Genomic DNA, 12,802 nt, shown 5'->3' with positions numbered 1-12,802 from the left:
TTCAAATGGATGTGTTTATACAATGGGTTACACAAATCGTAATATTTCTTATATTGGCAGCGGTGATCGATTTAATAATACCGTCCACACACATGAAAAAATACATTAAACTGGTCGTTGGTTTAATTTTGATTTTAATTTTATTGCAGCCAATATTTTATCTGTTTAATATAAATATTCAAGATGAACTGGAAACCTCATTCTCACAGGTTTTTGAGGATAATTTGAATGATGACTCAGTAGAAAATTTAATGGAATTACAAAAAAGTGAAATAGAAGTGTCACAAGATGCATATATTTTAGAACAAATGGCTGTCCAATTAAAAGATTTAGCGAGTGACCCTTTATTGGAAGAGCACCAAGCAGAAATCACAGATGTAAACTTTCTATTTTCATCAGAAGAGGATTACACCTATGAGAATTTGGAAGAAGTCATTGTTTATCTACGCGAATCAGATGATGAGGAGGGAACAGTGGAATTAGTAGAGGATGTGGAAATTAATACAGATGATCCAATTATTACGGAAGAGGGACAGGATAATGAACAAATAACGGGCTTATTAACGCAAGTATGGGAACTGCATAATAAAGAAATCACGATTATATGGGAGGGAGGGACATCTTGATAAAAAAATTCGGAAAATTTTTTCAATCAAAAGATAGTGATAACAATTCGAAAACTCCATCCAAAAAAACAGGATATATAATTGTTCTTGCTTTAGTTGGACTACTGCTGCTTATTTTAGGAAATGTATTTTCATCACCAGAGGAGTCCAACATGGACACTGATTTTGAAAATCAAGTGGAACAAGATTCACAAGAAACTAGTTCAGAAGAAGTATCTGCTACAGCTGATGTAGATGAACTAGAAGAAAGCTTCAAAAAAGATTTGGAAAATATGCTAAACAAAATTCAAGGAGTGTCAGAAGCTGAAGTGATGGTGAACCTCGACTCTACGAATGTAAAAGTTTATGAGAAAGACCTTGTAATAAGCGGACAAACTACGGATGAAGATGATAGTAATGGTGGTACCAGACAAGTAGAGGACAACACGGAAGAAACACAGGTCGTTTTAGTTAGGCAAGGCGATCAGGAGGTACCTTTATTAACACAAACAGAGAAACCAGATGTGAGAGGCGTATTTGTGGTAGCAAAAGGTGCTGATAATTCTAATGTAAAAAATTGGATGGTTGAGTCAATTTCACGTGTGCTTGATGTTCCAACACATAGAGTTTCTGTAATGCCAAGAAATTAAGGGAGGAAAAATATATGTTAAAAAAACAAACGGTTTGGTTATTAACAATGCTAAGTTTAATGATTGTGTTGAGTGTCTATTATATGACTTCGGATAGTGAGGAACTAGCTTATATTGATGATGGGCAGAATGAAACGGAAGAAACGATGACAACGGACGCACCTGGAATTGAAGATGAGGCTGAAGCTGAGGTAGAAGATATTACTAATTTGGGACAAGATGAGTTATTTACCACGTTAAGGATGGAAATTCAGGATGACAGAAGTATGAAAAAAGATCGCTTAAATGATGTTGTGGCATCGAGTACTGCTTCCTCAGAAGAAAAAGATCAAGCTTTAAAAGATATTGATGTGCTGGAGCAAGCTTCCACAAATGAAACGATTCTAGAAGAGACAATAATGGGGACTACGGATTATCAAGATGTGTTAGTACGTTCTGATTCCGATGATGAAAAAGTGCATGTTCACGTAAAAGTAGATAGTTTGTCTGAAACAGAGGTTGTCAATATTATGCAAATGGTGAGAGATGAATTTGGTGAAGTGAATACAAATGTTAATTTTCAACCAACTGAAAGCGAAGAAGAATAAAGTATGTAGTAACTGGACGGCGCTGATAGCCGTCCAGATTTTTAATGTTTAACAAACTATTCGCATTACCCATCCAACATTGTTATAATTTTACTATTGAAAGCGATTTATACAGTAGTTAATATATCGATAACTGTCAATAAGGTTTATCTTGATGTTTGGTGATTGTTTATCGTAAAATGTTAAGAGGAAATGTTAGTACCTAATAATAATTTTTCAGATAAAAATGAAGGGGTGCCGAAATGTTAAAAGTACAAGAAATACGGGAAATAATTAAACTAGTTGATCAATCATCTATCAACGAATTCAACTATGAATCGAACGGAACCAGCGTCTCGCTAAAAAAGGCAAATGGGGATAGTGGTGAACAAGTTACCAATAAAACAATCGATCGCATCGAGCAACAACCAGAAATCAGTAAGGAAGAGACTGTAAAGGTAACAGAAGAAAAGCAGCCAGATAAAGTAGCAGATCCACAACAGGAAAGCAATGTTGACTATGATTATGAAATTGTATCACCAATGGTGGGAACACTTTATATAGCGCCAACACCAGAAAGCGATGCCTATGTAAGCAAAGGCAGTAAGGTTGAAAATGATACTGTCGTTTGTATTGTTGAAGCCATGAAACTATTTAATGAGATTGAGGCTGAGGTATCTGGTGAGATTGTTGAAATTATGGCAGAAGATGGCGAGTTAGTAGAATACGGCCAATCGTTATTTAGAGTAAAGAAGCATTAAGGGGTGGAGTAAGTTGATCAAAAAACTGTTAATTGCTAACAGAGGTGAGATAGCGGTACGGATTATACGGGCCTGTAAAGAATTAGAAATAGAAACAGTCGCTGTATACTCAGAGGCAGATAAGGAAGCATTGCATGTACAATTAGCAGATGAGGCTTATTGTATTGGTCCAAAATTAAGTAAAGATAGCTATCTTAACTTTACTAATATCATGAGTGTGGCTACATTAACACAAGTCGATGCAATCCATCCTGGGTATGGTTTTTTAGCTGAGAATGCTGACTTCGCTGAAATATGTAAGGCTTGTAATATTATATTTATCGGACCTAGTCCTGAAGCAATTCAAAAAATGGGAATAAAAGATGTTGCGAGAGAAACTATGAAAGAAGCAAATGTACCAATTGTTCCAGGTTCCGATGGAATAATTAACGATGAGCAACACGCAATCGAAACAGCAAATGAAATTGGTTACCCGGTAATTATAAAAGCTACTGCTGGTGGTGGTGGTAAAGGTATTCGTGTAGTTAGAACGGAAGAAGAGCTAATTAAAGGTATTCAAATGACGCAGAAAGAAGCTGAAACAGCATTTGGAAACCCTGGTGTGTATATTGAAAAATACATTGAGGACTTTCGCCATATTGAAATTCAAATTTTGGCAGATAAACATGGCAATGTAGTACACTTGGGGGAAAGAGATTGTACGATCCAAAGAAGGTTGCAAAAGCTGATAGAAGAAACGCCGTCTCCGGCAATAACTCCTGCAATACGAGAGAAGATGGGTGCAGCAGCTGTTCAAGCAGCATCAGCTGTGGACTATCACGGTGCGGGTACGATTGAATTTATATTCGACAGAAAAAGCAAAGAATTTTATTTTATGGAGATGAATACACGAATTCAGGTAGAGCACCCGGTTACAGAAATGGTTACAGGTGTTGATTTAATCACAGAACAAATAAACATCGCTAATATGGAAAGCTTATCTTTTAAACAAGAGGAAATTGAATTTCGAGGTTGGGCAATTGAATGCAGGGTTAATGCTGAAAACCCGTTTAAAAATTTCATGCCTTCAGCTGGTGAAATAGAAATGTATCTTCCACCTGGTGGTCTAGGTGTACGAATCGATTCAGCTGCATATTCTGGTTACAAAATACCACCATATTATGACTCCATGATTGCCAAATTGATTACATACGGGGGCACTCGTGAAGAAGCAATAAAACGAATGAAGCGATCACTGGATGAATTCGTCGTTGAGGGGGTCCATACAACTATTCCATTTCACCGGTTAATAATGGAGCATGAAGTGTTTATAAAAGGAGATTATAATACAAATTTTCTGGATGACTATCCTATTTTAGAAAAGAATGATTAGAATTTAGGGAGAACATTCTCTTGGATAACTGTTAAGGATCTCTATTTTCATTACGTACAATGTGAGGAGTGAGAAAATGAGTGAACAGCCATTACTTAATGTTAGTGATGATTCTGGTTTAGGAACAGTAGAAATAGCGCCAGAAGTAATTGAAGTAATTACAGGTATTGCTTCTACAGAAGTGGAAGGTCTTTTTGCTATGAGAGGTAATTTTGCTTCAGGTGTAGCCGAAAGATTTGGAAAAACAGCCCACAGTAAAGGTGTTAAAGTCGAATTAACCGATAACGGGATTTTAATTGACCTTTATGTTATATTAAATTTTGGCGTTTCTATACCACAAGTTGCACAAAACCTGCAATCAAGTATTAGACAGACATTAAAAAGCATGACAGCTTTAGAAATCGATGAAATAAATGTCCATGTCGTTGGTATTCAAATGGATAGTAAAGACAATGCTGAAAATATGTATGAATAATGATAATGGTTAAGGTCAAAAGATTCTATCTTTTGACCTTGATTTATTTTCATTATTGTTTCTGGCTTAAGCTATATAATCGTGGTATTATTTGTAATAGATATGCTAAAAGGAGTAATAAAAAGATGAATAGACATGAAGCAAGAGAAAAGGCATTTCAAATCCTTTTTCAATTAGATATCAATGATAATGAGCCAGAACAGGCTATTGAGGAATTCTTAGAAAAAGAAGAGCGTGATGAGTTTTTAATAACACTGGTTAAAGGCGTTACAAAATCTATACCAGAAGTTGATAAAATCATCGCAGATAATCTGGAAAACTGGACGTTACAGCGGATTGCTTCTGTTGAGAAATCAATATTAAGAATTTCCACATATGAAATACGGTTTCTAGAGGAAGTCCCGATAAATGTATCTATAAATGAAGCAGTTGAATTAGGGAATATGTACGGCGATGATAAATCTGGTAAATTTATTAATGGCGTATTATCTAAAATTATAGCGTAAAAGGGGATGGTTGCCATGTCAGCTACCATTATTAATGGCAAAGAACTAGCACAAGAACTAAAACTTAGCATGAAAGAGGAAGTTACAGAATTAAAAAACGAAGGGTTGACACCACATTTAACCGTAATCATTGTAGGCGACAATCCCGCTTCAAAATCTTATGTTAGAGGTAAACAAAAAGCTTGTAGTGAGACAGGTATTTCTTCTGATGTTATAGAATTGCCTACTTCTACAACAGAAAATGACCTTCTACATTTAATTAAAGAATTAAACGATAATCCTACAGTTCATGGAATATTGGTTCAACTTCCTCTACCAGATCATATTAGCGAAAAGCAAATAACCGTTGCGATTGATCCAACGAAGGATGTAGACGGTTTTCACCCTGTTAATATTGGTCGAATGATGACAGGTGAAGATACCTTTTTTCCTTGTACACCCTATGGCATTATAACGATGCTTAAATCAAAGGATATTCAGATAGAAGGGAAGCATGCCGTTGTAATTGGCCGAAGTAACATCGTAGGAAAGCCTATTGGTCAATTATTACTCAATGAAAATGCTACTGTTACATACTGTCATTCAAAAACTAAAGATATAAAAGAGTATACAGCTAAAGCTGATATACTTATAGTAGCAATAGGAAAACCAAATGTGATTAAAGAAGGTGACATTAAAAACAATTCTATAATCGTTGATGTTGGAATTAATCGTTTAGAAGATGGTTCCTTAACGGGGGATGTTGATTTTGATAGTGTGAAAGAGAAAGCATCATATCTTACACCAGTACCAAGGGGTGTTGGTCCAATGACCATAACGATGCTATTGAAAAACACAATAAAAGCAGCAAAAGGACTGTCAGAAAAGTGAAAGATAATTATTTGACAGTTACAGCACTAACAAAATATATTAAACGTAAATTTGAGTCGGATCCTCATTTGAAAAACATTTGGCTCAAAGGGGAAATTTCCAATTTTAAACATCATAGCCGTGGACATATGTATCTCACGATTAAAGATGATCAAACAAGAGTACAAGCTGTGATGTTTGCTGGTAATAATCGTTCTCTAAAATTTAGACCTGAAAATGGGATGAAGGTATTAATTAAAGGGGAAATAAGTGTTTTTGAACCTTTTGGGCAATACCAATTATACATTCAGCACATGGAACCGGACGGTATTGGTGCGCTCTATTTAGCTTATGAGCAATTAAAAGAAAAATTGCATAAACAGGGTTATTTTGATGACCGTTATAAAAAGGAGCTCCCATCCTATCCAAAGCATATAGCGATCATAACCTCACCAACTGGGGCAGCAGTCCGTGATATTATTACAACAATCAATAGAAGGTATCCGATTGTGAAGACAACAGTTATACCAGTCCTTGTCCAGGGGGCAAATGCACCAGCATCTATTAAGCATGCAATTGATGCAGCAAATACCAAAGATATGTTTGATGTATTGATTATTGGTCGTGGTGGAGGATCAATTGAGGAGTTATGGAGTTTTAATGAGGAAATTGTCGCGGAGGCTATATTCAAGTCAACCATTCCGATAATATCTGCTGTAGGGCATGAAACAGATGTCACCATTAGTGACTATATTGCTGATTTCCGTGCACCAACACCTACAGGAGCCGCAGAGATAGTGGTACCCTCACAAATCGAATTAAAAGATAGAATCGTTTCTATTGAACGTTCTTTAACAAGAGAAATGAACATAAATCTTACAACACAAAAGAGTCGTTTACAGGCGATGAAACAATCTTATGCATTTCGTTATCCAGGACAACTCGTTATACAAAAAGAACAAGAACTGGACAAACATGTTGAAAGTCTTCAACGTGCTATTTTAACTCATATGGATAAAAAGGGCAGTGCATATAAAAATCTCTATACACGTTTAGCTGCACAGCATCCAAGAAAACAGCTGGAACAATCCAAAAAACAATTAAACCAGCAGATAAGGCAACAGAATCAATACATGTCGCAAATTATTGAACGAAAATCAATGCAATTATCTAATATAATAGAGAAGCTGACTTTATTAAATCCATTGGAAACAATGAAACGAGGGTTTGCATTACCGTATACGACGGCGGGTACTATAATTAAATCCACTGAACAAGTACATGTTAACGATTTAATCACTGTAAATGTAAGTGATGGTAAGCTTCATGCTAAAGTGTTAGATGTAGAGGGGGATAATCATGACTAAAGAAGAAAACACCTTTGAAGAGGCAATGAAGAAACTTGAAGAAATTGTTGAAAAATTGGAGGAAGGGGACGTCCCTTTAGAAAAAGCAATTAATTATTACCAAGAGGGAATGACCCTTACAAAACAATGTAATGACAAATTAAAAAATGTTCAAGATAAAATGACGCAAATTATGAATGAGCAAGGAGAACTTGAGCAGTTTGAAATCCAGGAGGAAGAATAACGGTGGCCGAAAAACTTACTGAATATATAAACCATAATAAAAAAATAATTCAGGATGCATTAAAGAATTATCTTTATCATTTGGATATTCCCAAACCCATTAAGGAATCCATGCTCTATTCCGTAGAAGGTGGCGGGAAAAGACTGAGACCAATATTATTATTGGCTAGCTATGAAGCATACAGTGAAAATGTGAATAAAGCTCTTTCATCAGCTGTGGCTTTAGAGTTAATTCATACATACTCGCTTATTCATGATGATCTTCCAGCACTAGATAACGATGACTTTCGACGTGGCGAACCAACGAATCATAAGGTATTTGATGAGGCGACATCAATCTTGGCTGGGGATGCGTTACTAACATATAGTTTCGAAATAATATCAAATGACCCTCTTTTAGCAGATAATCAAAAAGTGGAACTTATGAAAAAATTGTCTTATTCCAGTGGTCCTGCAGGAATGGTAGGTGGTCAAATATTGGATATAAAAGCAGAAAACAAGCCAATTACACTTACAGAACTTGAAAATGTTCATGCTCTAAAAACAGGTGAATTATTGATGTTTGCTACCTATGCAGGAGCGTATCTTGGAAATGCATCAAAAGATCAATTGACCCACTTACAGAAGTTTGCTTATTATTTAGGTCTTATTTTTCAAGTACAGGATGATATTTTGGATGTTACGGGGGATCCAGATAAAGTCGGTAGACCTATTGGAAGTGATGAGGGTAATGAAAAAAGTACATTCCCTAAACTTCTGGGACTAGAGGGTGCTAAAACACAAAAACAAGAATATGTTGATATCGCGAAAAGGGAGTTAATAAAAGCAGATGCACAAAACACCTTTTTAATGACACTTACGGATTACTTTAGTCAAAGGGATCATTAACGTGTATTAGAATTTTTTCATATAATATGGTATAATAAGAGTAATAAGGAATGGTGCAGTATTCTAGTCAGTCTTCCGTTTCTGAAGGCGGGCCTAAAAATCCGCCAAAGGGCATATCAATGAAGTTCCTTGTGTTGGCTTGAGGCGCCCAGCCTTGGGTCAGTGCTGGGAGTTAAGGTTTTCGGGCGATCCACAAAGGCATGTGGGCGTTGACCCGATTACCGTGGAGGCCCATTTCTGTAGTGGTGACTAAGCCTAGGAATCATTATGGAGTGGGGTATGAACCTGTGAAATGGGGAAAGGGACACCTTGTTTGCAGCGTAGCCTGCCTTGAGTGGTGGTCTGAGGGGATTAGATTAACAAATGTCAGACTGGATGGCCACCGGATAGATGTTTTCAACTCTATGAAATCAGCACTGCAAAAGAGGCTAGGGGACGGTTAAAGGCTGTTGAGGAAAACTCCTAGACTGTTCGTAGACTTTTAAAAGGGATTATAGTGTGGTCTAAGTGGTAATTCAGTCGAGCTTACGGTGACGGAGCTCAGGTTGTTTTAATGGGGAACCGCCTTAATGGCAACATGGGGTAACAGCTTGGGAAAACCTACTGAACCTAAGCCACAGTTTTTACCTTTTAATTGACCATTCCTTTACATATTTAATAATTAACAGAGGTTGATCATGGATAAAAAAATTAAAAAAACACTTAGATTCAGTTTAACAATTGCCGTTATCACATTTGTGTTAGCGGCTATTTTTTCAATAATATCTTCATCCATCCTAAATGGTGTCATATGGAGTATCGGCTTAACAGTTGTACTTATTATCGTATTAATCGGAATTGTATTTGATATGGTGGGAATTGCTGCCACAGCAGCAAATGAAACCCCATTTCACGCCATGGCAGCAGAAAAGGTAAACGGGGCAAAAGAGGCTGTAGCAATTACAAGAAATGCAGATAGATTTGCTAGCTTTTGTAATGACGTAATCGGGGATATATCAGGAATTATAAGTGGTACTGCAACTGCAATTGTTGTTCTACAAATAGCTAATTTACTTGGTGGGGGAGAAGGATCAACGATACAAATTGTTCTATCAGTTGTGTTGACCAGTTTGGTAGCAGCTATAACAGTTGGAGGAAAAGCTGTTGGTAAGACAATAGCAATCAACTCATCGACCAGTATCATTTTTTTCTCAGGAAAGGTAATTGCATTTCTGCAAAATAAATTTAAAATACGTGTTCTTCCAGATGAAAATAAGAAGATACGATCGTAAGAACGCTATAGAAGGAATAATAAAATGACTAAAAAACGTTTGGATGAATTATTAGTTGATAAAAATTTAATAGAAACAAATGATAAGGCGAAACGAATTATTATGGCTGGGCTTGTTTTTTCCGAACAAAACCGCTTGGATAAGCCGGGCATGAAGGTTGATGAATCCATACCTATAACTATTAAAGGAAGGTCAATCCCATACGTAGGTCGTGGTGGTTTAAAGCTTAAAAAAGCATTAAATCATTTTTCGATAACAGCTACTGGTAAAACAATGTTGGATGTAGGTTCCTCGACTGGAGGATTTACTGATTGCGCACTGCAAAATGGTGCGCTGCTTAGTTACGCAGTTGATGTTGGGTATAATCAATTAGATTGGAAATTAAGAAATGACGACAGGGTTATCGTGATGGAGCGAACTAACTTTCGTTACGTGACACCAGACATGCTCAGGCATGGAACACCTAATTTAGCATCAATTGACGTCTCTTTTATATCGTTAAAATTAATATTACCAGTACTTAAGAATCTATTGACGCCTAATGGTGATGTTATAGCACTTATAAAGCCACAATTTGAAGCTCATAGAGATGAAGTTGGTAATAAAGGTATTGTACGTGATAAGCGTGTACACCAACGTGTTTTAAAAAAAATTATTGAATTTGCAACCGATGAACAATATGAATTGTATGATCTTACACACTCTCCCATCACAGGAGGGGATGGAAATATTGAATTTTTGGTTTATTTAGGATGGAAAAAGCCAAATAGAGGCCGTATAATAACGGATCAAGAATTAGAACAGAAAGTAGATGAAGCACATGGTGAATTGAATTCAATTGCACGTAAATAATCAATGCACAACAGTTGTAATTGCTTCTATTATAAGCTTATGTTTTAGGTGGGATAATAAAAATGAGTAAGATTCAGCGTCATATAAAAATACGTGAATTAATCACTGAAGATGAAATAGATACACAGGATGAACTAGTAGAACTCTTAAAGAACCTGGGATACAATGTAACCCAAGCAACAGTTTCCCGCGACATAAAAGAACTCCATCTTGTAAAAGTACCTTCAACAAATGGCAAATACAAGTATAGCTTGCCAGCTGACCAACGGTTTAATCCATTGGAAAAATTAAAACGTTTAATTATGGATGCATTTGTGAAGATAGATCATGCCAGTCATTTTATCGTGTTAAGTACACTCCCAGGTAATGCTCATGCTATAGGCGTATTAATTGATAATTTGAACTGGGAAGAAATTATGGGAACAATATGTGGTGACGATACATGTTTAATTATTTGTAGAACAGAAGAAGATACTGAAATTATTAAGGAACGTTTTCTAGGTATGCTGTAAGTTTTTTAACGAATGGGGATGAATTATCATGCTAACGGAATTGTCTATTCGTGATTTTGCTATTATTGATGAGGTGTCTATTACGTTTAATGAGGGGCTTACTGTATTGACAGGAGAAACTGGTGCAGGTAAGTCAATAATTATTGATGCGGTTCAATTATTAGCAGGTGGACGAGGATCTATAGATTATGTAAGACATGGAGCCAAAAAAGCTGAAATAGAAGGGCTATTCACAATCGATAATAAAAACCATCCAATTTATCATGTAGGTAGTCAATATGGGATCGAAATACCGGGTGAACAGTTGGTTTTACAGCGAACCATAACTGCAAACGGAAAAAGTATATGCAGAGTTAATAGTAAATTGGTAACGTTGGCGATTTTAAAAGAATTTGGTAAGAAACTTATTGATATACATAGTCAGCATGAAACGCAATCACTAATGGATCCAGAAAATCATATTGAATTACTGGATATGTATGATCCAGAACCAATATCAAAAGCTAAAGAAGAATATACAGATTTATTTAATAAACTCTCCTCCTTAAAAGCACGATATAAAAAATTTAGTGAAAATGAGCAAGAGATGGCTCATCGTCTCGATTTACTGCAATTTCAAATGAAAGAGCTCGAACAGGCCAACCTGGTGCCTAATGAAGATGACGATCTAGAAGAAGAAAGAACGTCCTTAGCTAATTATGAAAAGATACATCATGCACTCCAAGACGCATACAATGCCTTATACGGTGAACAAAAAGGACTGGAATGGTTGAACCAGGCTCAACTTGCCCTACAAGACAGTAGTAGTTATGATCCGTTTATTGCCCAAAAAGCTGAAGAGGTCTCCAGTAATTATTTTGTTCTTGAAGAATTAACGTATGATTTACGTAATCATATTGAAAGTCTTCAATACAGTCCTGATCGTTTAAATGAAATAGAGTCACGATTGAATGAAATAAACAGGTTGAAAAAGAAATATGGTGCAACAGTAAACGATATCCTTGAATATATGGCAAAAATCGAGGAAGAGATTGAAGAAATAACGAATAAAGATTCCCACTTATCTCATTTGGCTCAGCAAATAAATGAAACCGCTAAGGATGTATATTTAGAAGCAAAGCAACTGCATGACATTCGTCGAAAAGCCTCTGAATCATTAATGAAAGCTATACATGAAGAGTTAAAAGAACTATATTTGGAGAAAGCATCATTTTCTATTTCATTTGATCATAAACAAAATGAACAAGCTATCCATGACGATGATTATATGTCCATAGATTTACATAAAAATGGATTTGATCGTATTCGATTTTTAATATCTACAAACACAGGTGAACCATTAAAACCTTTAAATAAAGTAGCATCAGGCGGAGAACTTTCACGAATCATGCTTGTACTTAAAAATATTTTTGCTAAGCATCAAGGTGTTACGAGTGTTATTTTTGATGAAGTAGATACGGGTGTAAGTGGGCGTGTAGCACAAGCAATGGCGGAAAAAATATTTCAAATATCAAGCGACTCCCAAGTGTTATGTATTACGCATCTACCGCAAGTTGCTGCAATGGCTGATACGCACAAATTCATCGAAAAGCGTGAAGGAAAGAATCGTACAGCAACAATTGTGTCTGAATTACCAATGGAAGACCAAGTTGAAGAATTAAGCAGAATGATTACAGGAACAGAATTAACGGATACAGCAAAAGAGCATGGAAGAGAACTACTCGACTTAGCATCTATTTTTAAAAAAAATAAGGATAAAAATAATAAAAAATCCAGATACTAGTATATCTGGTTTTTTATTTGTTGCAGGATGTACACGATTAAAATTATCCCTAATTAGAAATATACAACAGGTATATTTATGTAAACGCCTCTTATCCTCATTATACATCTTTTCGTTCCTATG

Annotated in this window: 15 protein-coding genes; all 15 read left to right on the top strand. The window is 35.9% G+C overall.

From position 1 onward, the window contains the following. Nucleotides 1–5: 5 nt before the first annotated feature. The 15 genes from spoIIIAF (at nucleotide 6) to recN (ending at nucleotide 12,679) form a co-directional block, all read left to right on the top strand. Nucleotides 6–626 (top strand): stage III sporulation protein AF, encoded by a 621-nt coding sequence (spoIIIAF, locus tag OLD84_RS10705; protein ID WP_209462898.1) that lies wholly within the window; start codon nucleotides 6–8, stop codon nucleotides 624–626. After that, nucleotides 623–1,255, top strand: coding sequence for a stage III sporulation protein AG (spoIIIAG, locus tag OLD84_RS10700; protein ID WP_245301533.1), 633 nt, complete (start codon nucleotides 623–625; stop codon nucleotides 1,253–1,255). The genes spoIIIAF and spoIIIAG overlap by 4 nt, the downstream gene beginning before the upstream one ends. Before the next feature lie 14 nt (nucleotides 1,256–1,269). Further along, nucleotides 1,270–1,842 carry a SpoIIIAH-like family protein gene (locus OLD84_RS10695; RefSeq protein ID WP_209462896.1) on the top strand — a complete coding sequence of 191 codons (573 nt, stop codon included), beginning with the start codon at nucleotides 1,270–1,272 and terminating at the stop codon, nucleotides 1,840–1,842. Between the two features lie 242 nt (nucleotides 1,843–2,084). Further along, a complete protein-coding gene (accB, locus tag OLD84_RS10690; RefSeq protein ID WP_209462895.1) occupies nucleotides 2,085–2,582 on the top strand; it encodes an acetyl-CoA carboxylase biotin carboxyl carrier protein in 498 nt (165 codons plus the stop codon). A gap of 13 nt (nucleotides 2,583–2,595) precedes the next feature. Further along, nucleotides 2,596–3,954, top strand: a complete 1,359-nt coding sequence (gene accC / locus OLD84_RS10685; RefSeq protein WP_209462894.1) for an acetyl-CoA carboxylase biotin carboxylase subunit — start codon at nucleotides 2,596–2,598, stop codon at nucleotides 3,952–3,954. Between the two features lie 76 nt (nucleotides 3,955–4,030). Beyond that, on the top strand, nucleotides 4,031–4,429 hold the full coding sequence (locus OLD84_RS10680; protein WP_209462893.1) for an Asp23/Gls24 family envelope stress response protein: 399 nt from the start codon (nucleotides 4,031–4,033) through the stop codon (nucleotides 4,427–4,429). Nucleotides 4,430–4,554: 125 nt separating this feature from the next. Further along, nucleotides 4,555–4,935: a transcription antitermination factor NusB gene (nusB, locus tag OLD84_RS10675; RefSeq protein WP_209462892.1), complete on the top strand. Its 381-nt coding sequence runs from the start codon at nucleotides 4,555–4,557 to the stop codon at nucleotides 4,933–4,935. 15 nt (nucleotides 4,936–4,950) lie between these two features. Beyond that, nucleotides 4,951–5,805, top strand: a complete 855-nt coding sequence (folD, locus tag OLD84_RS10670) for a bifunctional methylenetetrahydrofolate dehydrogenase/methenyltetrahydrofolate cyclohydrolase FolD (RefSeq protein ID WP_209462891.1) — start codon at nucleotides 4,951–4,953, stop codon at nucleotides 5,803–5,805. Then, complete coding sequence (gene xseA, locus OLD84_RS10665; protein WP_209462890.1) at nucleotides 5,802–7,151, top strand: exodeoxyribonuclease VII large subunit; 1,350 nt, start codon at nucleotides 5,802–5,804, stop codon at nucleotides 7,149–7,151. The genes folD and xseA overlap by 4 nt, the downstream gene beginning before the upstream one ends. Then, nucleotides 7,144–7,374 carry an exodeoxyribonuclease VII small subunit gene (gene xseB / locus OLD84_RS10660; RefSeq protein ID WP_209462889.1) on the top strand — a complete coding sequence of 77 codons (231 nt, stop codon included), beginning with the start codon at nucleotides 7,144–7,146 and terminating at the stop codon, nucleotides 7,372–7,374. The genes xseA and xseB overlap by 8 nt, the downstream gene beginning before the upstream one ends. A 2-nt stretch (nucleotides 7,375–7,376) precedes the next feature. Beyond that, nucleotides 7,377–8,261, top strand: coding sequence for a polyprenyl synthetase family protein (locus OLD84_RS10655; RefSeq protein WP_264917115.1), 885 nt, complete (start codon nucleotides 7,377–7,379; stop codon nucleotides 8,259–8,261). A gap of 677 nt (nucleotides 8,262–8,938) precedes the next feature. Next, entirely contained in the window at nucleotides 8,939–9,532 is a 594-nt protein-coding gene (locus tag OLD84_RS10650) for a hypothetical protein (protein WP_209462888.1), read from the top strand. 24 nt (nucleotides 9,533–9,556) lie between these two features. Beyond that, entirely contained in the window at nucleotides 9,557–10,384 is an 828-nt protein-coding gene (locus OLD84_RS10645) for a TlyA family RNA methyltransferase (RefSeq protein WP_209462887.1), read from the top strand. A 62-nt stretch (nucleotides 10,385–10,446) separates the two neighbouring features. Further along, complete coding sequence (ahrC, locus tag OLD84_RS10640; RefSeq protein ID WP_209462886.1) at nucleotides 10,447–10,896, top strand: transcriptional regulator AhrC/ArgR; 450 nt, start codon at nucleotides 10,447–10,449, stop codon at nucleotides 10,894–10,896. A gap of 28 nt (nucleotides 10,897–10,924) precedes the next feature. Then, nucleotides 10,925–12,679: a DNA repair protein RecN gene (gene recN / locus OLD84_RS10635; RefSeq protein WP_209462885.1), complete on the top strand. Its 1,755-nt coding sequence runs from the start codon at nucleotides 10,925–10,927 to the stop codon at nucleotides 12,677–12,679. Nucleotides 12,680–12,802 lie beyond the last annotated feature (123 nt).

Origin of the sequence: Virgibacillus natechei, assembly GCF_026013645.1 — a bacterium.
Classification (GTDB): domain Bacteria; phylum Bacillota; class Bacilli; order Bacillales; family Amphibacillaceae; genus Virgibacillus_L; species Virgibacillus_L natechei.
This window is presented reverse-complemented; position numbering and strand designations above follow the sequence as displayed.